Origin of the sequence: Martinezella calliandrae, assembly GCF_030272695.1 — a bacterium.
In the GTDB taxonomy this organism is placed as follows: Bacteria; Pseudomonadota; Alphaproteobacteria; order Rhizobiales; family Rhizobiaceae; genus Rhizobium; species Rhizobium calliandrae.
Genome location: NZ_JARFYN010000021.1, coordinates 76,198 through 97,471, shown reverse-complemented (window position 1 = coordinate 97,471; position 21,274 = coordinate 76,198). Strand labels below are relative to the sequence as shown.

Genomic DNA, 21,274 nt, shown 5'->3' with positions numbered 1-21,274 from the left:
TCACTTAACCTCAATCTCTCGAACCGCCCGGTGCGGACCCGCATGCCGGGTGGTGTGGCAGGGGCGCGATCAAATACGATCGCCCCCTATGCCGATATGCATATCCTGCGGTCAGAGAATATTTACTCGCTTTAATAGCCACCAGGCGAACGCCATCGAGGCGATGATCAGGCCAATGGCATATCCAGTGCCCCCGCTGCCACCTGAAAAAGGTAGATTCGACGTGTTCATGCCAAAAAAGCCGGTGACCAGCGTCGGCGGTAACAGGAAAGCCGTCATGATGGACAGGATGTAGAGATGGCGGTTGATCTCAGAGGAAAGCTTCGAGTCGATTTCTTCGTGCAGCAGCCTGGCCCGCTCCTGTAGCGCGTAGACGTCATGATCGACTGCCTCAAGCCGGGCAGTCAATCGGCTGGCGACATCCTCGAAACCGAGCGGCATCTCCTCGTCGTCGGATGCCCCGGCCCGGCGCATCAGCGTCAACACGGTGCGTAGATGCCGGTGCAGGCGCACGATCGTCCGGCGCACGGGCGCCAGCCGCCGGCGTTCGTCGCGCGGCGCAGTCTCGTAAACGAAATCCTCGATAAGGTTCATTTCCTCGGTCATCTCGATGACCAAGGAGATCAAGGTGCGCTGGAACTCGACGACCAGCAGTTCGAAAATATCGAGTGGACGGGAGAATTTGGCGGCATTTTTTTCGATATGCATGCGCGCCCGCTCGACACTGCGCAGCGGCTGCAGGCGGGTGGTGATCAGCATCCGATCGGTGAGCACGAAATGCAGCCAGCCGATATCCCGGGTATCCTGGTCGAATTCGCGCTGGAAATCGATCAGAGTGCCGAACAGCATCTGCTCGTCAACGGTGAGGGTCGCGTGGGTCTCATGCGTCGTGAGCGCCATGCGAGCCGCTTCGTTCAGCCCCGTTGCATCCTCCAGAAAGGCGGGCACGCGTGCGTCCACGAGGTTCAGATGCAGCCATAGAAAGCCGTCCTCAGCAAAAAGCTTGATGCGGTCGGTGTTATCCGCCAGCCGCTCGGGCTTGTTCGCGCCGGGACGCAGGCGATAAGCCCAGACGAGACCGGGTATCATGGAGGTTGACGTAAACGTGTTCATGGCGCCGGGTCGTTCGAATATCGAGGTAGTTGCCATAGTCAATATTCATGACGGTTGTTTATGCAAGTCCGATATGCGGTGCAACAATAGTGCAAGAGAGCGGATATGCCGCAGGTGGAGGATCGGGTGCTTGGCGAATTGCTGGGTTGCGGACGCAATTTTGGTCCCATGGAGATTGCCTCGTAAAATTGACGTTTACGTAAAAATCAAATAGTTATAAACATGCAGCCGATAGCCTGGGTGAGATAGACTGTCGGCATCATCACCGCGGAGGAGAAGATCATGTACAAGGCGCCGGTCGAGGAAATCGCGTTTACGCTGAAGCATGTCGCCGGCATGGGGCAGGCCATCGAAGAGGGGCGCCTCGGCGATCTCAGTAGCGATGTCGTCGATGCCATCCTGACGGAGGCCGGCCGTTTCGCCGGGGACGTGATTGAACCGCTGGCCGGGATCGGCGACAGGCAGGGCGCGAAGCTCGTCGATGGCAAGGTGGTGCTGCCGGATGGCTGGGAAAAGCTCTATCGCGACTGGATCGCGGGCGGTTGGAACGGGCTGAGTGCGCCGGAGGAGTTTGGCGGTCAGGGCCTGCCGCACATGTTGAATATCGCCACGCTGGAAATGTGGAATTCCGCTTCCATGGCCTTTGGCCTCGCGCCGACGCTGACCATGGGGGCGGTCGAGGCGCTGATCGCCCACGGCAGCGAAGACCTTAAGCGCAAATATTTGGCAAAACTGGTTTCCGGTGAATGGGCCGGCACGATGAACCTGACTGAGCCGCATGCCGGCTCAGATGTTGGCGCGCTGCGCACCCGCGCCGAACGCCGCGACGACGGCACCTATCGCCTGTACGGCCAGAAGATTTTCATTACCTGGGGCGATCATGAGGCGGCGGAGAATATCGTCCATTTCGTGCTCGCTCGCCTGCAGGATGCGCCTGCGGGCACGCGCGGCATCTCCCTGTTTCTTGTGCCGAAATTCCTTGTCGACGATGACGGCTCGCTCGGCGCCCGCAACGATTATTTCGCGCATTCGCTGGAGCACAAACTCGGCATCCACGGCTCGCCGACCTGCACGATAGTCTACGGCGACGGCAAATACCGGGCCGAGAAGGGCGCTGTGGCCTGGCTCGTCGGCGAGGAGAATAAAGGTCTCGCCTGCATGTTCACGATGATGAACAACGCGCGCCTCGCCGTCGGTATCCAGGGGGTGGCGATCGCCGAGGCTGCCACGCAAAAGGCCATCGCTTACGCAAAAGAGCGCACGCAGGGCCGGGCGCCGGGTACGACGAGCGCAGGCATGAGTCCTATCATCGAACATCCCGACATTGCTCGCATGCTGCTGACCATGAAGGCGCTGACGCAAGGCTCGCGCGCTATTTGCTACGCCTGCGCGGAGGCCATCGACATGTCTCATCGCGATCCGGGCCGGGCGCGGCATTGGCAGGAGCGCGCCGCATTGCTGACGCCGATCGCCAAGTCGTTTTCCACCGATGCCGGCGTCGATGTCGCCTCGCTCGGTATTCAGGTGCATGGTGGCATGGGCTTTATCGAGGAGACGGGCGCGGCCCGCCTGCTGCGCGACGCCCGCATTGCGCCGATCTATGAAGGCACCAACGGCATCCAGGCGATCGACCTGGTAACGCGTAAGCTAACAATTACCAATGGCGACCATGTGCGTGGCTTCGCCCACGAGCTGCGAGAAACCGCCGATGCCGTTGCCAGATCCAATCTTGACGGTTTCGGCGAGACGGCTGAACGGCTTTACGCTGCCATCACCGACCTCGAAGCGGCAAGCGAATGGCTGTTGGTGCGTCAGGCGGAACGCCGTGTCGCTGAGGCTTTGGCGGGTGCCACACCCTATCAGCGGCTCTTCGGTCTAGTCCTGACGGGCTGCTATCTCGCCAAAGCTGGTCTGGCAGAGGCTTCGGATGGCGAGAGCGACAAGCGCATAGCGCTCTGCCGCTTCGCCGCGGAAAACATTTTGGCCGAAACCACAGCACTCACGGACCGTATCGTCGCCGGCGCCTCCAGCCTCGAAGCGGCGCGCATCGCTCTTGCCTGAGGACATAGACTTGACCGACCACATTCTGATCCAGCGTCCTAACGCCGCGCCATATGTGCAGGTGATCCGCTTTAACCGGCCGGAAAAGAAAAATGCCTTCACCCGTGCCATGTATCAGACGATGACCGACGCTTTGCGGGCAGCCAATGAGGCCTCGGACATTCGCGTCACCGCGTTTCTGGGCAGCGAAGGCTGCTTTTCCGCCGGCAACGATTTGGCCGATTTCCTGGCCTTCGCTACGAGCGGCACCATGGGTCGCGAGGTGCTGGACTTCCTGGGAGCGCTGGCGACGGCGAAAAAGCCTGTGATCTCCGGCGTCGACGGCCTGGCGATTGGTGTCGGGGCCACGATCCACCTGCATTGCGATCTTACCATCGCTTCCGACCGCAGCCTGTTCAAGACGCCCTTCGTCGATCTTGCCCTCGTCCCCGAAGCAGCCTCTAGCCTGATCGCTCCGCGTCTCATGGGCCACCAGCGCGCCTTCGCCATGTTGGCCGCTGGCGAGGGCTTTTCGGCCGCGGAAGCGAAAGATGCCGGCCTGATCTGGAAAATCACTTCGCCGAAATCGCTTGAGGCCGAGACCCTGTCGCTCGCCGCCAAACTTGCGGCCAAACCGCCCGAGGCCCTGCGGATCGCGCGCGACCTGATGCGAGGTTCCACCGAGGACGTTCTCGCCCGCATCGACGAGGAGGCGAGACACTTTGCTGCGCAGTTGAAGAGCGCGGAGGCCAGGGCGGCGTTTGAGGCATTCATGAAGCGGTGAGGTGGTTCTTTGTCCTTACCTTCCTGGTGGTTCGAGGGGTCACTTCGTTCCCACCTCATCATGAGGGCTGATCTGCTCGCCTCTTTTTTCTTGCGGGACCAGCCATGTTGAAAGGCGGGGTCACACCACCTCGTGGTGAGGGTCTCGCAGGGCCGTCTCGAACCACGAGGATTGGCCCCTAAGCTCGTGTCGTCATTTCTCCAGCGCCGCCACCACCTCGACATGCGAGGTCCACAGGAATTGGTCGATCGGCGTCACACTTGTGATGCTGTAGCCGCTTTCGACTAGCAAGGCCAGATCGCGAGCAAGAGTGGACGGGTTGCAGGAGACGGCGATGATCTTCTTGACTGCCGATCGAGCCAGTTCCTTGCTCTGGAATTCGGCGCCGGCGCGCGGCGGATCGAAGACGACGGCGTCGTAGGCCTTCAATTCATGCGCCATCAGCGGCCGGCGGAAAAGGTCGCGGCGCTCGGTGGTCACCGGTTTCAGTCCCTGCGTATTACGCGCTGCATGGTCGAGCGCAGCCAGCGGTTTATCTTCCCCTTCGACCGCATGCACGCGAGCGATGCGCGCCAGGCGCAGCGAGAAGGTGCCGCTGCCGGCGAAGAGATCGGCGATGCGCTTCGCCTTGGAGACATGGGCGGCGACCAATTCGGCCATGGCGTCTTCTGCCGGCTTCGTTGCCTGAGTAAATGCGCCCGGTGGTGGCGAGACCTGCACGCCGCCGAAATCGACCACCGGCTTCAAGGGCTCGACCAGGATCTCGCCGTTCAAAGAGACGCGGGCGACGCCGCGAAGTGAAAGAATGGTCTCGATGGCGCTGCGTCGCTGTTTGTCGGAGAGTTTTTTGATGTCGTCGACGGCTATGTCGAGGCCGGAGTGCGTCTCCAGAACGGAGATGCGAAATGCGTCCGCGTTGACGGCGAGTGCTGCCCCAACAGCTGTGATCGATGGCAGCCGCGACATGATCCCGGCCGACGCAATCGGACATTCCTCGATGGCAACGATATGGTGGCTTTCCGCCTGATTGAAGCCGATCAGCATGCCCTTCTCGGTCTTGCGGGCTGCGAAGACGACACGCCGACGTTCGCCTGGATGTGCGGTGATGAGCTCATCCACTTCCGGCGTCAGCCCCTTGGAACGCAATGCGTCGACCACGAGCTGGCGCTTGAAGGCGCGATAGGGCGCATCGGCATAGTGCTGGAGCGTGCATCCGCCACAGGCGCCGTTGACGCCGTCCGGCCCAAAATGCCGACAGCGCGGCTCCTGCCGATCGGGCGAAGCTTCAGCGATGGACATCAACGTGCCATGGCTTTTCACGCGTGCGATGGCAATGGTCTCGCCGGGCAGCGTGAAGGGCACATAGATCGGCCCGTCAGCGCTTTGCGCAATGCCGTCGCCCTGGGCGCCGAGCTTCTGGATGGTGACGGTTTCGGTGCTCATGGCTTGATCCCTGCGAGAAGAAATTCCTGGTTGCCGTCGCCACCCGCGATCGGCGAGGGGATGAGGCCGAGACTGCGCCAGCCCATGTCCTCGATGAGCCAGCGTTCCAGCTCCGCCGCGACCGCGGGCCCGGAGGAGGGATCCTTCAACAGGCCGGCCTTGCCGATCGCCTCGCGCCCTGCCTCGAATTGCGGCTTCACAAGCAGCGCACAGTGCGAGCCCGGCTGGGCGAGCGCAAGGGCCGGTGCCAGCGCCAGCTTCAGCGAGATGAAGGAAACGTCGGAGACGATGAAGTTTACCGGCCCGCCAATATCCTCGGTCGTCAGATTTCGAGCGTTCAGTCCCTCGATATTGGTGACGCGCGGATCGGCTGATAGGCGCGGATGCATCTGTCCATGGCCGACATCGATAGCGGTGACATGCGCCGCGCCCCACTGCAGCAGCACCTCGGTGAAGCCGCCGGTCGACGCGCCGATATCGAGACAGTGCTGCCCTCCGGGGTCGAGTTGGAAATGATCCAGCACGGCCACCAGCTTCAGCGCGGCCCGCGAAACATAATCCTGCGCCGGATCATTGATCGCGATTTCAGCTTCGTCGGTAAACAGCGCGCCCGGCTTGCTCACCACCTTGCCGTCAACCGTCACCGTGCCTCGCTGAATGGCGTCGCGCGCCCGCGAGCGGCTGGCGAAAAGCGAGAGGGAAACGAGTAGCTGGTCGAGGCGTTGCGGTTCGGACATAGGATGTCCATGCCGGGCAATGGTTTGTGTTGCAAGCGTTTTGTGCTGCTGGTGGCGAATGTCGCGTTGACGCTATGCGGTATCTGGCCATAATCGCAGCAAAACCGGCGGTAGATGGGGGTTCGAATGCGCGGGGTTTGCGGCTACGTGATGGCTATGGCGATGTTTGCTGTGCCGGCCTTGGCGAATGATAGCATGGCCGAACTCAAGACCGGCGGCCTCGCCTATGTCCGCAGCCGCGACATCAGCATGAATGACGAAAAGCTCTTCATTTCCCCGACCGAGGTGCGGGTCGATTACATCTTCCAGAACACCTCGGATAAGGATGTCGAAAGCCTCGTCGCCTTTCCGATGCCGGATATTCAGGGCGACATCGACAGTATGGTCGCCACCGGTGACGTCGATGCCGATAATTTTCTCGATTTCACTGTCGCGCAGGACGGCAAGCCGATCATGCCGGCGTTGCAACAGAGCGTCACCGTCGCCGGTATTGACATGACGGCGGAGCTTAAGGCGCATGACATTCCGATGCTGCCGCTCAGCAAAGCGACGCTGGATGCGGTTGCGAAGCTGCCACCCGATATACTCGAGGACTGGACGGCTCGTGGCCTTATTGCCGACGATGAATATGACAATGACGGCCAGGGCATGAAGCACCACCCGACGCCCATGTGGACCTTGCACACGACCTATTGGTGGCGGACGAAATTTCCGGCCAGTGCCAAGATCAGTGTGCAGCATCGCTACAAGCCGAGCGTTGGCGGCACGGTCGCCATCACCTTTGCTGGCGACGACGATTACAAGAAAGCGCAACTCAACAGCTATCAGACCAAATACTGTGTGGATGACACCTTCGTCAAAACCGCCGGCAAACTATCCGCAGCCGCCGACAAGGGTGGCCGCGCCTATACCGAAAGCTGGATTTCCTATGTGCTCACGACGGGCGCCAACTGGTCCGGTCCGATTAAGCATTTCCAATTGACGGTCGATAAGGGCAGCCCGGACAACTACGTCAGCTTCTGCGGCACGGGCGTCAAGAAAACCGGCCCGACAACCTTTCAGGTGACCGCGGAGGATTTCTATCCCGAACACGACCTGGATATTCTGATCCTCAATGCGGCACCTCAGAATTAGAGTATCGCTGCACTTTTTGCACTGCACTAAATTAAATGATTTTCAACAACTTGCTGCATCAATTCAAGCTCTGCGATGCACCGCAGGCGACTTCCGCACGGCCGGCAATGGCGACGGCGCGCTCAAAGCCGGCAGCTTATCCGCCACGTGCACTGGGGCGCACCGTCGCCAAGGCTTTCGGCGGCAATGCGACGTCTGCCGCGGTCGCTCAGGACGAGATGGCCTCTTTGGCCCTCTCCTTATGGGAGGGCCATTGTATAGCAGGCTAGAGGTTAGTGCTGTCCAGGTGAAGTGCGAAGCCGGTCGCACCTGGATCGCCCAGTTCGGTGCGGAGCTGCATGCTGGGGATCAGATAGTCACCGCCATTTTGCCGCCGATAGGGGATCGGCGAAGCGGTCTTGATCGTCCGCATCCTTTCGCGCAGGCGCTCCGCTGCTGATTGGAAGCCGGCCTCGTCGAAACGATCGACCCTGTAGACCACGAAGGGCGGAAGCACCTCGTAACCCGGGTAATAAAGGATCCCGTGATTGATTGGAAATAGCAGATCGTCGATCGGTCCGTTGATTCCACGCGGGGTATAATGCTCTTGCCAGCCGCCGGCGGTTACGATCAGCATTGCGCGCTTTCCAGCGAGCGTTCCCTCACCGTAGCGATCACCCCAGCGCTTATCGCTGTGTTCACCCACCCCATAGGCAAAGCCATAGGCGAATACCCGGTCGACCCAACCCTTAAGGATCGCCGGCATGGTGAACCACCAGAGGGGGAACTGCAGAATCAGCATATCGGCCCACCGCAGCTTTTCGATCTCGGCCTTGACATCCGCGGTCAGTGCATTGGCCTCGAAAGCCCTTTTGGAAGCTGCGCCCGGTATGAGCTGAGCATCTGGCGCTAGCCATGGAAAGTCAGCGCGATCGATCTCGGATTTCCAGCCGTCGGCATAAAGGTCCGATACGCAGACCTCATGGCCCTGGGATTCGAGCTCCTTGATGGCGATGTCGCGGAGTGCCCCATTTAGCGAGCGCGGTTCGGGATGGGCAAAGACAAGTAGAACTCTCATGGGTCGATATTCCTGATTGGTCGGTCGGCCCTCAAGCTAGATAGTGCAGCGCCAATGCACTATATGGAGGGAGTGCATAAGATTGTGCCGAAAAATGGATAAGTTGGACGTCACCCTTGAGCGCATGCGCACCTTCGTGCGGGTCGCCGAGCGCGGGAGCCTGTCGGCGGTTGCGCGGGAACTCGGTGTCGGCCAGTCGACGGTCACGCGGCATCTGCGGGAGCTGGAGGAAGCTGTGGGCGTGGCTTTGCTCAGCAGAACCACCCGGCGTGTCGCGGTGACCGAAGAGGGTAGCCGCTATTACGACAATTGCATTCAGATCCTGCGCCTTGTCGAGCAAGCCGGCGATGAGGCGCGGGGTACACGCGGCGCGCCCGCCGGCACGATCCGGATATCCTGCACGGCGGCTTTCGGAGTCTTGCACGTCAGCCAGCTGATCTTTGCATTTCAGGACCGCTATCCCGACATCGGTGTCGACCTCAGCCTCACCGACGAGCGCGTCGACCTCGTGCGCGAGGGCGTCGATATTGCGCTTCGTTTGGGCCCGCTCACCGACAGTTCGATGAAACTGCGAGCCCTCGGCCAGTCTCGGCGCTTGCTTGTCGCGGCACCGGATTATCTGGCGAAACGGGGGAGGCCGACTGCCCCACAGGACCTTTCGGTCCATGAAGGCATCCGGATGTCGAATATTGCCGGCAGCGATATTCTAAGCTTGCGGGGGCCGGAAGGTCAGCATCATGCGGTTCCGTTCGCAGGACGATTTCGGGTCGACCACGGTCTTGCCGCGCGCGAGGCCCTCGTTGCCGGGCGCGGCATTGCACCCGCCCATCGATGGCTTGTCGATGATCTCCTGGCGGCCGGTCGGCTGGAGGCGATCCTGCCGGACTATTCGCCGCCGCTCGTTCCACTGAGCATGCTGATTGTCCCGGAACGCGCGGGCATTGCGAGAGTCCGGTTGCTGGTTGACTTTCTCGCTGCGCAGATTGGCCTCATCCCGGGGATCGAAAAGCCGCGGCCGGAGCGCTAGCGCCGATGCCGCATTCGGGTACCACCTTGCGGCCCCGATCCTCATGTAGGATACTCAGATTCCAGCTATGCAATAATCGCCAAAGGCGCCGCCAAGAAATTGCATAGCTAGGCCAGACGGAATCTGGGAGGATTCATGGTCGAGATATTTTCGAAGCGGGACGGTCCGCGCCGGGAGGATGTGCAGGTCAAACGGCTCATAGAGCAGAACCGGGGTGTCATCACCAAGCTTGCGGATCAACTTAGTAACGGACGCTACTCGGAACTGAGAAAACCGAAGCCGAAACCGCAGGCGGGAGGCCTGATCATTCATATTGGCGACGGCGAAAAGCCAAATCCTCATCCCGAACCGAGAGTGAGAGTGACCGCCAACGGCCGTGTGGTCGCCGTGGACATTGAGTCGGGGCGGCAGCTGAAACACTTCGGCGACATTCGGGAACGCGGAGGCACAAAGATCTTCATACTCGCGACCAGCGCAAACGGCTTCATCGCTCCTCTGGACGATGACGAGATCAGGTTGCTGGCGGATGTCGACGGCGTCGCGATCGGACCGTGCTATTCGAACATGGAGCTCGCCTCCGATATCGGCCAAAGGGTCGACATTCCCCCCGAGACGTGACGGCGTAAGGCCGCGTTTTGATCGGAAAGCCGTACTAAACGTCAAATCCAACTTGAATGCGGGGTGCACGCATGAAGCAAGGTTCGCATACGGCAGGACGCCCGAACCCTTCTCGATCAGCACATGTCGGCGAGCTGGTGGCCGCCGATGCAGCGTTTCACTCGACTTACGATGAACTAATTACGATGCGGGCCTGGGAAAGCCTGCTGGAAGGACGACTCGAACCGGCCCGTAGGTATCTGCCTGTCAGATCGACGATCGGCGACTCTTGGTATCGCTGCGCAAATGGCGGCATCGATGCGCAGCGCAACGAAGCACCGCTGGAAACTGACAAGGATGTCGTGGAAGCATTGGCAAGAAGCAGCTCCGAGTTGCTTGTGGCGGCCAAGCGTCCGTTTTCCGCCATCGGCAGGATGCTTAATGGTACTGGTGCGATGCTGGTTCTCGCCGACGGCGACGGGGTGCTGATCGATGTCATCGGCGACAAGAAGACCATCTATGACGGAATGGACATTCATCTCGGTGTGGGTGGCAAGTGGACCGAGGACGTTGTCGGCACCAATGGCATCGGCACGGCCCTCTGGACCGGCGAACCGGTTTTCGTCCACGCTGCCGAGCATTTCTGCGCCGGCATCAAGACATGGACCTGTGCCGGTGCTCCGATCCGCGATCCCTTTGACGGGAAGGTGATCGGTGTTGTCGATCTTTCCGGCCATCCCGACATTTTTCGGCCGCACAACATAGCGCTGGTCGCGGCAGCGGCTCGCGAGATAGAACGGGCGCTGTCGGACTCGCAAAATGAGGAGCGTATTCACTTGCTCGAAGCCTTTATCGCATCGGCAAGCCATCACCGTTCCAGTGACGGCGTCATGATCATCGACCGGCAGGGTCGTGCGGTCTACAGCAACAATGTACCGATTACCGAGAAGAAGCGCTTTGGCGACATCCTTCAAGATGGCAGTAACTGTCGGTTGCCGGAGCTGACGAACTCCGGCTTTCTCGACAACATTGCCCGCGCGCTTCCGCGGGACATGCAATCCTGCCACGTACGTCCGCTGGAGTTCGACGGACATGTCCACGGAGCGGCGCTGGTTTTTCCGAAAGCCCCAATCAGCAGGACATTCCGGATCGGCGGCAGCGAGCCGTCGCAGCGGTTGAAGGAGGCGCGCGCACAGATCGTCGGCGAAAGCGACGCACTTATTGCCGCCATCGACGTCGCCTGCAAGGTCGCCGAGACGAAAGACGTGACCTCGCTACTGATCGAAGGGGAGACCGGCGTGGGCAAGGAGCTTTTCGCCAGGCTCATCCATGCTGGCGGCGGGAATTCACCGGTCAACCCCTTTGTCGCGTTCAACTGCGGCGCGATCACCAAGGAACTGTTCGGCAGCGAGCTGTTCGGACATGTCAGCGGTGCTTTCACGGGAGCATCCCGCGAGGGTAAGGCCGGTGTGTTCGAACGCGCCAACGGCGGTGTCCTCAGCCTCGATGAGATCGGCGAGATGCCTTTGGACATCCAGCCCTTCCTCTTGCGAGTGCTGGAGGAGCGCGTAGTCCACCGTCTGGGCGACAACCAGGCGCGGCTGGTCGATGTCAGGCTTGTCGCCTCCACCAACCGCGACCTGAAGGCGGAGGTCGGGGCCGGCCGTTTCCGGAGAGACCTGTTCTATCGAATCAGCACTGTATCCATCCGTATTCCGGCACTGCGGGAACGTGACAGCGACAGCTTGCTGCTGCTTGAGCATTTCAACCGACGGCTGGCGGCACGCAAGGAGATAGAGCCGCTGCATTTCTCGAACGAGGCGCTCGACGCGCTCCTCGCATATCACTGGCCGGGCAATGTCCGCGAATTGCGCAATCTCGTGGAGCGCCTGCATCTGCTCACTCGAAACGGCTTCATCGATGTTGACGATCTGCCTACCGATATCACCGAACTGTCCGCCGGTTCTCCCGCTCTGCCGGTAGCCTCGATCACCAATGCAATGGACAATCCCGTCTGCAGTTTCGAGGAGGCAGAGCGACAGGCGATCAGGAACGCGCTCGCGGCCGAAGGTGGCAATCTCAGCAAGGTCGCCCAGCGGCTCGGTATATCGCGTCCGACTCTCTACAGGAAACTGGAACAGTTCGGCATTCGCCGCAGCTTCGTGTGATTGCCCACGACAGAGTCCCGTCCAACGTCGGACCTCCAAGACCCCATGGCATCCCCTGTCATCGGGTCTCTTCATCGCCCGATGATTTTCACACGTATTTCGCTTCTATTGGCCGCCGGTCGCCGCGACTGTCCTTGTTTCGCGGCGATCGAGGGCGGAGGTTGTGGCGATCACGGACGACCGAGTTTCTCCGCTCCGCCACCGAGTGCAGGCCCTGCCGTAGGATCCTCGTCCTCGGCAAGGTCGCCAATCAGCGTCTCGGTCGTCAAGATCAGCTTGGCGACGGAGGCGGCGTTCTGAAGTGCGGTATAGGTGACCCGGACCGGATCAATGATCCCAGCTTCGATCATGTTCTGGTATTTGCCGGTTGAGGCATCGTAGCCATAGCCGCCGTTGATGCGGGTGACTTCGGATACGACGGCATCGGGATCGCCGGCGGCGTTGGTGGCAATTCTCCAGAGCGGGCGGGCGAGCACGGATTGAACAAGGCGGACGCCTTCGCCCACTTCCGGTGTCGCTGACCTGATCATCTCGTCGAGGACAGGAGCGATCTGTGCGAGTGCGGAACCTCCGCCCGCGACCACTCCTTCTTCGGCAGCCGCGCGAACCGCGTGCAGCGCATCCTCAATCAACTGGATTGCTCGCTTCTGTTCGACCGGCGTGGCGCCGCCGGCATAGAGTATCGCGGTGCCACCGGAGAGCTTGGCCAGCCGCTCGCGCAATTTGTCCTGCTCGATATTCGGTGGAGCCACCTCGTACTGTCGTTGTACCTGGGCGCGGCGCGCGTCAATGGCTGCCTGAATACCCCCGCCACGGACGATCGTCGTATGGGTCGCGCTGGTTTTGGCGCGCTCGGCTGTTCCGAGATCTTCCGCCGTTACAGCTTCTAGTCGGCCTCCGAGATCGCGGGCGATCACCCGCCCGCCGGTCAGGATCGCCAGATCCTCCATCATCGCCTTTCGCCAGTGGCCGTATTCCGGCGGATGGACGATCAGATATTTTCCCGGACCATGCCGGCCAAGCAGGCTCACGACCACTTCGGGCGACACTTCCTCGGCGACGATCAGCAGCGGCCGGCTGGCCTTTTCCGCAATGGCGCGCGCGGCGTCCAAAGCCGCCGGCTCCTTGATTTTCAAGTCTGTCATCAGAATGAGGGGCCGGTCGAGCACAGCCTCCATCTTCTCCTGATCGGTGACCATGTGGTGAGAAAGATACCCCCGGTCGAAGGACATGCCCTCCACGACATGCAGCGTGGTTTCGGTCGTGACGCTGAAATCGGTGGTGACGACTCCGTCGGGGCCGACCTTCTCGTACGCTTCGGCAACCAGCGCGCCGAGTTTCGGGTCCGTGGCGGCGATATTGGCGACGGCGGCCAGCGTGCCGTTGCCCTTGGCGGGTTTGGCGGTGGCTTTCAGTGCTCCGATCACCTTGTCGACCGCAAGATCGATGCCCTTGCACAGGTCAACCGATTTCGCCCCGCGTTCGCTCGCCTCGATACCTTTTTGCACCAGTGCATTGGCAAGGACGATCGCGGTCGTCGTGCCGTCACCCGCGATTTCGTTGGTCTGCATCGAGACCTCGCGGACCACCTGCGCGCCCATGTTTTCGAATCGGTCATGCAATTCGATCTCGGAGGCGATGCTGACGCCGTCGCGCGTCACCATCGGCGTTCCGAGGGGACGGTCGATCATCGCATTCATCCCCTTCGGGCCGAGGGTCGGCTCCACGGCGGCGGCCAGTTGACTGACGCCGCGAGCAAGCGCGCGACGAGCTTCTAAATTGTGTAACATCACTTTAGGCACGACTCCTCCTTCCACCTGACGGGTGGTTTGTTGATTGGGGCCTTATGCTCAGAAGGCCGTTGCTTGCTTACTTAAGGCCGGCCTTCAGCTACGCGTCGAACAACCGACCGTCTGCGGCGCGGGAACCCGATCCAGAATGAAATCGACCAGCGTCGGCTCGCCGTCGATCATCTCGACTTCCTTGTAGCGCGTCTGTTTCAGCCCACGGCAAAGCGCGCCGTTGAATTCCATATTGATCCGCACGCTACGCAGGTCCGCGAGATAGGGAGCTAGAGCCTCCGCCTCGATCGGCTTTCCATCCCAGCGAAGGATCGCCGCATCTTGCGGCTGCAGGCCGCCTTGCCTCAGTTCCTGAAGAGCCTCCCGATAACGTGCTCTGCCTTTAGCCGCCTCATCGCTGTTGGCGGCGAGGCTATCGAAGTCGTCCATCGTCATGGCGACGATTCTTGCATCCGAAAGGCCCATGCGTCTGAAATCGAGGATCACCGACTCCTGTCGGCGTTTGAAAGCCTTCTGCTTGAATGTCCCGCGCAGCGCGTCGAGGTCTGTGTCCTCGGCGAGCGATCCGAAAATCTCGGCGAAGGTCTTCCCCTCGGAAACGCCTCGGTTCACCTCCTGCGCGAACATGTGATCGTGAAGGGTAATCTGGTGGGATGATGACCATGACAGGCTTTCCAATGCCGTCCTGACATCCTCCAGCATGAGGAACGCAAAATTCGGGGAACACCAGTAGGTCGGCAGGCGGAAGTCGATGTCGACATGACCGTCGGCCGCGATCTGCGCTTTCTCGACGAAGCCCATCTCTGTGACCGGCTCATCCAGTTCGGGATCGTTTACCCCTTCCAGGCGCCGCCAGAGCTCCCTCTGGCGGCTTTCGAGTTGATCTAGGAGGATCATTCCGGCTACTCCGCAGCGATGCTGATGGGTGATCCGGCAAGGGCCTTCCTCTTCGCCGCAATGTCGATGTTGTAGAGACGCGCGGCGTTGAGGCCGAGGATCTTTTCCTTAATCTCTGGCGTGAGGTCTACGCCCCGTTCCTTCTTGATATCTTCCGGCAGATCGAAAGCCCAGAGTTTCTCGACCAGCCAGCGCGGCGTCCAGATGGCGTAGTCGGAGCCGAACAGGATCTTTTCCGGACCGATCCAGAAGAGAAGTTCGGAGATCACCTCGGCGAAATAACGCGGACGCGAATGGATGAAGGGAAGCGCCACGGCAAGGCCGCCATAGACATTCGTCTCCTGCACGCCGATCCAACAGAAATCGTCGAGGCGCGGCAGGCCGCAATGTTCTATGATCCAGTTGAGGTTTTGGAAATCGGTCGCCGCGTAATCGACGTCATGCACGTCGAAGGCGTCCTTGCTGAGCGGTATGATGGTCGGGCCTTTGTGGACGTGGATGTTCTTGATCCCGAGCTTTTCGCAGAGTTCGAAGCAGCGATAGGCTTCAGGATCGTTCAACTTCCATCCTTTGGAAGCGCCGTTCCATTCGGCCGTATACATCTTCACACCCTGGATATCGTAGGTCTCCTTCATGTAGTGGATGTATTCGAGTGCCTTTTCTCCATCGCGCGGATCGAACGAGCCGTTGACGATAAAGCGCTCCGGATAGCGCTGCGCCATCTCCGCATTGCGCTCGATCGTGTTGAAGCCCGTCTTGTAGAAATCCTTGAGATAGGTCGACTGAACGATCGCGACATCGTCTGGACCGTCGATGAAGAGGTCCCGGTAAAGATCATCGGCGCTGTATTTTTCGAACTTGCTCTTGTCCCAAAGCTGCTCCTTCGGGCTTAGCGCGGTGTGATAGCCATAAAAGCATTCGACGAATTGCTTACCGTGGATGTTGCGCTGGTTCTCCGGGCTTCCGTCCCAGAAGTGCGTATGACCGTCGATGACAAAAATTTCCTTGCCTTCCGGTGTAAGATACATGGTGGTCTCCTCTCGATTTACCGTTTCGCCATGGCGCGCGCCTCCTCGCGCGCGCCACTTTTGCCCGACATCAGATGTATTCGAAGACCTCGTCCATGTTGCCAAACAGGATGACGGTGTTGTCATCGATGCGTACCATGCGGCCGTAATGGGTGGAGGTGTTGACCTCGAAGATCTCGGCGGTCATTTCGCGGCCGAGATATTCGCTGATCTCGTCCATCTTGAAGATGAGCTTGCCCTTGCCGTCGATGCGGATCATGGCAGGCTGGTAGGTGACGGTGACGCCGGGTTTCTTGCCCATGAATTCGGCGATGGCGCGGGCCTCGACCGAGTCGTTCATCGTGACGCCACATTGATCCGAGATCGTCTGCTCGAAAGTGATGTCCTTCATCGACTTAAAGATATTATCGTGCGACGCATCGCGTGCTACGGTAGACATGCCAGAATCCTCCCAGGATTAGCGCTTGAGACCAAGTTCACCGAGAATGTTGCCGATCCGCTCCTCGGATTGAGCACGGACGTCGGCGAACGAAACCGGCTTGGAGTGGGGCATCGACCAGATCGGCTGCAGGCCGACCGCGGCCTTGTCAGCAAGCGCGCCATGCTTCTTGATCCAGCTCTGGAAAAGCTTGCGGTTGGCCTCCCCGTGGGACGGATCGTTGGCAAGCACGTAGATGAGGTCGATCGTGTTGGCGAGGTTGCGCTCGTAGTCGGCCTCGGCGGCGGAAATCACTGGCGGGGTGACGAAGTCATGATTTGCTGCGGCCGCCTGCATCAGGAAGCCTGAGCGAAACAGTTCGCCCACCAATGGCTCGAACACGATGTTGATGGCGAAATACTGCTCGAGGTAGTCGGCCGCACCCATGATCGTTTCGACCGCCTTGCGCGTATCCTGCCAGATGCCGTCCTCGAGCCAATGCTTTTTGCCGAGCTCGTCATCCCAACCCGGGATGTCCATGCCGATCTCGGCGAGATAAAGCGTTATGTCCTGGGCAAGGCGAAGCTTGTAGGATGAGTTGGTCAACGTGGCATTGTTGATCATCTGCGTGTAGCCGTAGCGCTGCGCCTGCATTAGCGACGTGCCCAGTCCAAATTCGACGTGTTTCCACGCGCCGAGATGTGCCTGAAGGATCTTGATCCAGGTCTTGTCGAAAGCCTTTGGCGCGCCGGCGCGGCGTGCATTGGCAATCACGCTCTGCACCATGGACTCGATCTTCGACTGACGCTGATAGTGCGTGCGTTCCCATTCCTGGTCCGGCGCGCGGAAAGCATGCCAGTTGGAGCTTTTGGCGGCTGTGTTGTCTTTGACATATGCGCCCTTGCCATCGGCAAAGGAGATGATCCAGTTCTGGATGAGATAACGTTCCGGATCCGGCTGGACGTCGACGGTGACATCCTCGTAATGGGTGGCACGCTGGCCTTTTGGATCGAAGTAGCGGTATTTGCGGCTGTCGGAATCGGCAAAGATCGCCGCTCCGGCGGCCCCTGATCCGACTGAACTCGATAATGCTGGCATAGCTCTCGCTCCCTTGTTGCGTTGCAGTGTTGCTGTTCGGTCTCCGTCCGGCCTTAATGCCCGGGCGCTCCTCCGGACGAAGTGGTGAATTTGTCGAAGAAAATGCGTTCGGATTCGAATCCGTTCATGAAGAGAACCGGCTGCAGGGCATCGATCATGGGTGGAGGACCGCAGGCGTAGACGTCGCCATTGCCGTCCAGTGCCAACTCCTTGAGCTTGGCGTCGACGCATTCGTGGACAAAGCCGCGCTCGCCGGTCCAGCCGCTATCCTCGGCGGCGTGCGAGAGCACCGGAATGAAGGTGACCTCGGGGTGCTGAGCGACGAGTTCGTCGATCCTGTCGAGATGGAACAGATCCTCGCTGCTTCTCGCTCCGTAGAAAAAATAGACCGGCCGCGTTTCACCGCTAAGGAGATGATCGTTGAGGATCGACCAGACCGGAGACATGCCGGATCCTGCGCCGACCAGGACTAGGGGGCCCTCTCGATTTTCGCGTCGGAAACAGGTTCCGTAAGGTCCGACGACGGTGACGGCGGCTCCGACCTGGATTCCTCCTGAATCGAGCTCTCCGGAGAATTTTCCTTGAGGATATTTTTTGATGATGAACGAGAGTTCTTGGGTTTCGCGCGGCGTATTTGCCATGGAGAACGAGCGCGTAATCGTCTCCCCATCTTTCGTGGTGACTGTGATGTCGACATACTGCCCCGCCCAGAACTTGATTGGCGAACCGAGCTCGATTCCGATGCCGCGAATGTCATGGGTCAGCTTTTCGATCCTTGTAATCCGACCTGTGTAGGTTTTGACCGCGATCGATTTTGCGAGAACTTCCTCATCGTAATTCAGAAGTTCGACCTCCATGTCCGAATAGGCGATCGTCCGGCAGAGCAGGATGTGTCCGGAATCCCTCTCCATGTCGTTGAGCGCGAAGGTCGAATATTTCAGTAGGTCGACTTCGCCGTCGAGCAGAACGCATTTACAGGCGGAACACTGTCCTTCCTTGCAGCCATGCGGCAGGGCAATGCCCTGACGAAAGGCGGCGTTTAGAACCGTTTCGCCGTTCCCGACCTCGAATTCGACGCCAACTGGCTCCAGTCGCACCGTATGAACCGGTAGATCTATTTTTTGCGCATTGGCCATTTGCAACTCCCAATTCCCCACCGCTCCGTCTCGTGAGAGGAGAACGGCCTCTTCCCGGAATGTGGCGGAGGCCTTTGCGGCCTCCGCCGGATCGGCGCCTTAGTTGAACGGCGTGATTGTGAAACCCGCGCGATATTCGGCGAGGTGCTGCTCACGCTCGGTCGGCGACATCTGGCGCAGCAGCGTCAGTGGAGACTGCAGCGTGTGCCCGCGGACGTCGTCGAGCGTCCACATGTCCTTGCCATCGAAACGCAGGTGCGGCTGCGGAATGAGCGTCTTGCCGTCGGAACGGACGAAGTTGAGGTCCTTAATCGCGTCGGCGAGATCCCAGCCATGATAGAGCGTCTCCCACTCGCGCTTGCCGCTGAAGCGGCCCATCGCGGGTGTTGGCCGGCCCTGGTATTCGTCGGCAAAGGCTTCGACGGCGGTCCAGCGGTCCAGTTCATGGGCGAAGGTGTGAAGCTGACCGTCGATCTCATCGACGACGATGTCTTCGCGAATGACTGCCGGAACCAGGCAACTCCAGCAGCGATGGGGATAAACGTAACCGACTTCTTCGTTGAAGGTGATGATCTTCTCGCCGCGATGGCTGAGCTTGTCATACCATTTCCAGAAGTCGCCGAACTCCGCGTACCAGCCCGGATATTTCTGTTCGAACCACTCGAAATCGGCTTCGCGCTGGGCTTCGATGCGCCAGAAGTTCACCGGCCAACCCACAGCGAAGAACTGGGCTACCTTGTGCACGTAGTTCTTCTTGGTGATACGGTTCCAGGCTTCCTGCACATCGTCGTGGTGGATCTTGATGCCGTATTTTTCGAGGGGCAGCATATAGGTGCGATAATAGTCCTCGAAGATCCAGCGGTGCCACATTTCCGCGTATGATTCCTTGTTCTTGTCGCGATTGGTGGTGCCGTATTCGATGAATGTGCCGATAGCGGCGTCGACGATCGCGTGGTTCTGCCAGAAGGCGTAGCGCAGGTCGCGCTCCAGCAGCAGGTGGTTCTCCGGCTCCTTCAACGCGGCCATCAGCAGCGAGTGGCCGTTGCCGATATGGCGGCTTTCGTCGGACTGGACCGACAGGAAGACGGTCGGCAGTGCATAGTCGCCGTTACGGGCTGCCTCCGACGGCATTGCGACGAACAGCGTGTTGGTGAACGCCGTCTCGGCAACGACGGTCAAGTAGAGGCAAGCAGAGGTCATCACGTCGCCCGTAATGAATCCCTCGCCGAACTGGCGCCCGATCGTCGTGGCGTAGCACTTGCCGAAGGCTTCCTCGGTGATGTCGAAGCCGGCAGGATCGATGTAATTTTCCATGTACCATTTCTTAAGGTTCATCTGGATGGTCGAGTGACGGAACTCGTCGACCATCTGCATCGTGAACCCGGTACGCAGGTCTTCACCGGGAGCGATACGCGCAACCATCGCCATCGAACGGGCCGCGGAGATTTCCGGGAAGGGGATGATCGCGAGGAAGAGCTTCATCCACTCGACCCAGCGCGGTTCCACATTGCGGAACATGTCGCCACGCAGGGCGGCATCAAGAGCGCCGTAAACGCGATTGTCCTTTTCCTCCTGCATGGGGAAATAGGAACGCAGAACCTGCTTCATCGGATCGCGCGGCGCCTTGGTGATTTTGTAGTCCGTGGGAAACGTCATCGCTTCCTGGACGTAGGTGGGATTCCAACCAAGGTCGGAAATCTTCTTGGTTGCCTCACCGACGGAAATACCGCGCTGTGAGGTAATCTTGTTCAGCGTCAAAGACGACATCGTCATTAGCCTCCACTATCTACTATCTGCCGCGGGCCCCTCCGGCCCCGGCTGGAACGGTGCGCAACGCACCGCGAGCGAAAATTGAAACGGCAAGACAAGGCTGCGCCTGGGCGCGTCCCGAAGTCCGGCCATGCAAGTGGATTACGGCAAAGGTATTCCGGAGGAACGCTGGACGACTTCCGCCCAGGCATCTTCGCTAGTTCCCCCTCCGCTCCTTCGTTCTTCTAGCGTCGCTGTGAGCGCGATGGCTTCTTATGAAGAGATTAATGCAAATGCCATGCCAAGCTAGAAATAGGCTTGTTTATCGCATCTGTAACAAGGGAAATGGAGGTCAGTGTAACGTTATTTTACAATCGTAATTCACATTTGTAATCTTTATGGCGGCGTTATATCTGAAAGTTAATTTTCAATCTCCAAAATTATACGCAAGAGGAATTTTTATTATTGATTTATATTTTAAGTCTGGTTCTACTAAATGAGACGGTCGAGTTTGGAAACCGCCATGGCAGACAGAGATCAAATTCCACCTCTCTCCCTCCACGGCGACGTGACTACCGAACTCGCCCGGAATATGGCGCGTGACCTCGTGTTCGTGATGCGTTTCATGGGGGAAAGTCAGTATCTGATGCGAAGCCATTTCCACGATTTCATCCTTCGGGAACTGGCGGCGGCGGGCGTGACCGCGGAAACCCACCCGATGATCCACGCCTTTGCTGAGAAGCATTCGATCTCGCTGCGCGACTTCGTCTTCTCGGGTGTTTCACTGTCACGGCAGTTCCGTGTCGAGGCGATGGAGGAACTGACGGGAGATCCTATGATCCGGGTTGACGTCTGGGACCAGCTTCGCAGCCACATCGCGATGGCTGAGGCTCAGTTCAGAGGGCAGTTGCCGGAACTGTCGGTCATTCTTGACGCATGGAGAACGTCTAACGATCCGCGCGGCAACGATCAAAAATGACGGTGTTCCAGTGAATTCCGCCGCACTGTTGCCGCGCGCCGGAATAGGTCGGTCTGGCAGTGGAAAC

At 59.6% G+C, this 21,274-nt stretch carries 19 protein-coding genes; 8 read left to right on the top strand and 11 right to left on the bottom strand.

Features of this window, described 5'->3' with window-relative positions:
• Positions 1-111: 111 nt before the first annotated feature.
• On the bottom strand, positions 112-1,113 hold the full coding sequence (locus tag PY650_RS17795) for a transporter (protein ID WP_285880769.1): 1,002 nt from the start codon (positions 1,111-1,113) through the stop codon (positions 112-114).
• 282 nt (positions 1,114-1,395) lie between these two features.
• Between PY650_RS17795 and PY650_RS17790 the strand changes: the two genes are divergently transcribed.
• Both PY650_RS17790 and PY650_RS17785 read left to right on the top strand, forming a co-directional pair.
• Positions 1,396-3,174, top strand: a complete 1,779-nt coding sequence (locus tag PY650_RS17790) for an acyl-CoA dehydrogenase family protein (protein WP_285880766.1) — start codon at positions 1,396-1,398, stop codon at positions 3,172-3,174.
• A 10-nt stretch (positions 3,175-3,184) separates the two neighbouring features.
• Positions 3,185-3,937 (top strand): crotonase/enoyl-CoA hydratase family protein, encoded by a 753-nt coding sequence (locus tag PY650_RS17785; protein WP_285880765.1) that lies wholly within the window; start codon positions 3,185-3,187, stop codon positions 3,935-3,937.
• A 192-nt stretch (positions 3,938-4,129) separates the two neighbouring features.
• Here the strand turns inward: PY650_RS17785 and PY650_RS17780 are convergent, their stop codons facing one another.
• Positions 4,130-5,380 carry a class I SAM-dependent RNA methyltransferase gene (locus PY650_RS17780; RefSeq protein WP_285880763.1) on the bottom strand — a complete coding sequence of 417 codons (1,251 nt, stop codon included), beginning with the start codon at positions 5,378-5,380 and terminating at the stop codon, positions 4,130-4,132.
• On the bottom strand, positions 5,377-6,117 hold the full coding sequence (locus PY650_RS17775) for a TlyA family RNA methyltransferase (RefSeq protein WP_285880762.1): 741 nt from the start codon (positions 6,115-6,117) through the stop codon (positions 5,377-5,379). The genes PY650_RS17780 and PY650_RS17775 overlap by 4 nt, the downstream gene beginning before the upstream one ends.
• 126 nt (positions 6,118-6,243) lie before the next feature.
• On the opposite strand from PY650_RS17775, the gene PY650_RS17770 reads away from it, so the two are divergent.
• Both PY650_RS17770 and PY650_RS17765 read left to right on the top strand, forming a co-directional pair.
• On the top strand, positions 6,244-7,251 hold the full coding sequence (locus tag PY650_RS17770) for a DUF4424 domain-containing protein (RefSeq protein WP_285880761.1): 1,008 nt from the start codon (positions 6,244-6,246) through the stop codon (positions 7,249-7,251).
• 35 nt (positions 7,252-7,286) lie between these two features.
• Positions 7,287-7,520: a hypothetical protein gene (locus PY650_RS17765; protein ID WP_285880760.1), complete on the top strand. Its 234-nt coding sequence runs from the start codon at positions 7,287-7,289 to the stop codon at positions 7,518-7,520.
• On the opposite strand, the gene PY650_RS17760 is transcribed toward PY650_RS17765, so the two are convergent.
• A complete protein-coding gene (locus PY650_RS17760; protein WP_285880759.1) occupies positions 7,517-8,308 on the bottom strand; it encodes an NAD(P)H-dependent oxidoreductase in 792 nt (263 codons plus the stop codon). The genes PY650_RS17765 and PY650_RS17760 overlap by 4 nt on opposite strands.
• 94 nt (positions 8,309-8,402) lie before the next feature.
• On the opposite strand from PY650_RS17760, the gene PY650_RS17755 reads away from it, so the two are divergent.
• From PY650_RS17755 to PY650_RS17745, 3 genes are all read left to right on the top strand, one after another.
• A complete protein-coding gene (locus PY650_RS17755) occupies positions 8,403-9,335 on the top strand; it encodes a LysR family transcriptional regulator (protein WP_285880758.1) in 933 nt (310 codons plus the stop codon).
• A 135-nt stretch (positions 9,336-9,470) separates the two neighbouring features.
• Positions 9,471-9,953, top strand: coding sequence for a hypothetical protein (locus PY650_RS17750; protein ID WP_285880757.1), 483 nt, complete (start codon positions 9,471-9,473; stop codon positions 9,951-9,953).
• 71 nt (positions 9,954-10,024) lie between these two features.
• Positions 10,025-12,100, top strand: coding sequence for a sigma-54-dependent Fis family transcriptional regulator (locus PY650_RS17745; RefSeq protein ID WP_285880756.1), 2,076 nt, complete (start codon positions 10,025-10,027; stop codon positions 12,098-12,100).
• A 170-nt stretch (positions 12,101-12,270) separates the two neighbouring features.
• Here PY650_RS17745 and PY650_RS17740 read toward each other — a convergent pair whose 3' ends face one another.
• The 7 genes from PY650_RS17740 to PY650_RS17710 form a co-directional block, all read right to left on the bottom strand.
• A complete protein-coding gene (locus PY650_RS17740; RefSeq protein WP_285880754.1) occupies positions 12,271-13,902 on the bottom strand; it encodes a molecular chaperone GroEL in 1,632 nt (543 codons plus the stop codon).
• An 84-nt stretch (positions 13,903-13,986) separates the two neighbouring features.
• The gene (locus PY650_RS17735) at positions 13,987-14,799 is read right to left on the bottom strand and encodes an iron-sulfur cluster assembly protein (RefSeq protein WP_285880753.1); all 813 of its coding nucleotides are present in this window, start codon (positions 14,797-14,799) and stop codon (positions 13,987-13,989) included.
• Positions 14,800-14,804: 5 nt separating this feature from the next.
• Positions 14,805-15,827, bottom strand: a complete 1,023-nt coding sequence (locus PY650_RS17730) for an amidohydrolase family protein (RefSeq protein WP_285880752.1) — start codon at positions 15,825-15,827, stop codon at positions 14,805-14,807.
• A 70-nt stretch (positions 15,828-15,897) separates the two neighbouring features.
• Complete coding sequence (locus tag PY650_RS17725) at positions 15,898-16,266, bottom strand: MmoB/DmpM family protein (protein WP_285870296.1); 369 nt, start codon at positions 16,264-16,266, stop codon at positions 15,898-15,900.
• Positions 16,267-16,284: 18 nt separating this feature from the next.
• On the bottom strand, positions 16,285-17,343 hold the full coding sequence (locus PY650_RS17720; protein WP_285880751.1) for an aromatic/alkene monooxygenase hydroxylase subunit beta: 1,059 nt from the start codon (positions 17,341-17,343) through the stop codon (positions 16,285-16,287).
• 53 nt (positions 17,344-17,396) lie between these two features.
• Positions 17,397-18,479: an NADH:ubiquinone reductase (Na(+)-transporting) subunit F gene (locus tag PY650_RS17715; protein WP_285880749.1), complete on the bottom strand. Its 1,083-nt coding sequence runs from the start codon at positions 18,477-18,479 to the stop codon at positions 17,397-17,399.
• A 99-nt stretch (positions 18,480-18,578) separates the two neighbouring features.
• Positions 18,579-20,252: an aromatic/alkene/methane monooxygenase hydroxylase/oxygenase subunit alpha gene (locus PY650_RS17710; RefSeq protein ID WP_285880748.1), complete on the bottom strand. Its 1,674-nt coding sequence runs from the start codon at positions 20,250-20,252 to the stop codon at positions 18,579-18,581.
• A gap of 499 nt (positions 20,253-20,751) precedes the next feature.
• On the opposite strand from PY650_RS17710, the gene PY650_RS17705 reads away from it, so the two are divergent.
• Positions 20,752-21,207, top strand: coding sequence for a hypothetical protein (locus tag PY650_RS17705; RefSeq protein WP_285880747.1), 456 nt, complete (start codon positions 20,752-20,754; stop codon positions 21,205-21,207).
• Positions 21,208-21,274: the final 67 nt, after the last annotated feature.

What these genes read in the sequence shown, in the direction of transcription:
- PY650_RS17710 (WP_285880748.1), bottom strand. Translation starts at nt 20,252, where the DNA reads ATGACGATGTCGTCTTTGACGCTGAACAAGATTACCTCACAGCGCGGT.
- PY650_RS17750 (WP_285880757.1), top strand. Translation starts at nt 9,471, where the DNA reads ATGGTCGAGATATTTTCGAAGCGGGACGGTCCGCGCCGGGAGGATGTG.
- PY650_RS17730 (WP_285880752.1), bottom strand. Translation starts at nt 15,827, where the DNA reads ATGTATCTTACACCGGAAGGCAAGGAAATTTTTGTCATCGACGGTCAT.
- PY650_RS17745 (WP_285880756.1), top strand. Translation starts at nt 10,025, where the DNA reads ATGAAGCAAGGTTCGCATACGGCAGGACGCCCGAACCCTTCTCGATCA.
- PY650_RS17715 (WP_285880749.1), bottom strand. Translation starts at nt 18,479, where the DNA reads ATGGCCAATGCGCAAAAAATAGATCTACCGGTTCATACGGTGCGACTG.
- PY650_RS17775 (WP_285880762.1), bottom strand. Translation starts at nt 6,117, where the DNA reads ATGTCCGAACCGCAACGCCTCGACCAGCTACTCGTTTCCCTCTCGCTT.
- PY650_RS17780 (WP_285880763.1), bottom strand. Translation starts at nt 5,380, where the DNA reads ATGAGCACCGAAACCGTCACCATCCAGAAGCTCGGCGCCCAGGGCGAC.
- PY650_RS17735 (WP_285880753.1), bottom strand. Translation starts at nt 14,799, where the DNA reads ATGATCCTCCTAGATCAACTCGAAAGCCGCCAGAGGGAGCTCTGGCGG.
- PY650_RS17795 (WP_285880769.1), bottom strand. Translation starts at nt 1,113, where the DNA reads ATGAACACGTTTACGTCAACCTCCATGATACCCGGTCTCGTCTGGGCT.
- PY650_RS17725 (WP_285870296.1), bottom strand. Translation starts at nt 16,266, where the DNA reads ATGTCTACCGTAGCACGCGATGCGTCGCACGATAATATCTTTAAGTCG.
- PY650_RS17760 (WP_285880759.1), bottom strand. Translation starts at nt 8,308, where the DNA reads ATGAGAGTTCTACTTGTCTTTGCCCATCCCGAACCGCGCTCGCTAAAT.
- PY650_RS17755 (WP_285880758.1), top strand. Translation starts at nt 8,403, where the DNA reads ATGGATAAGTTGGACGTCACCCTTGAGCGCATGCGCACCTTCGTGCGG.
- PY650_RS17790 (WP_285880766.1), top strand. Translation starts at nt 1,396, where the DNA reads ATGTACAAGGCGCCGGTCGAGGAAATCGCGTTTACGCTGAAGCATGTC.
- PY650_RS17770 (WP_285880761.1), top strand. Translation starts at nt 6,244, where the DNA reads ATGCGCGGGGTTTGCGGCTACGTGATGGCTATGGCGATGTTTGCTGTG.
- PY650_RS17720 (WP_285880751.1), bottom strand. Translation starts at nt 17,343, where the DNA reads ATGCCAGCATTATCGAGTTCAGTCGGATCAGGGGCCGCCGGAGCGGCG.
- PY650_RS17765 (WP_285880760.1), top strand. Translation starts at nt 7,287, where the DNA reads ATGATTTTCAACAACTTGCTGCATCAATTCAAGCTCTGCGATGCACCG.
- PY650_RS17705 (WP_285880747.1), top strand. Translation starts at nt 20,752, where the DNA reads ATGGCAGACAGAGATCAAATTCCACCTCTCTCCCTCCACGGCGACGTG.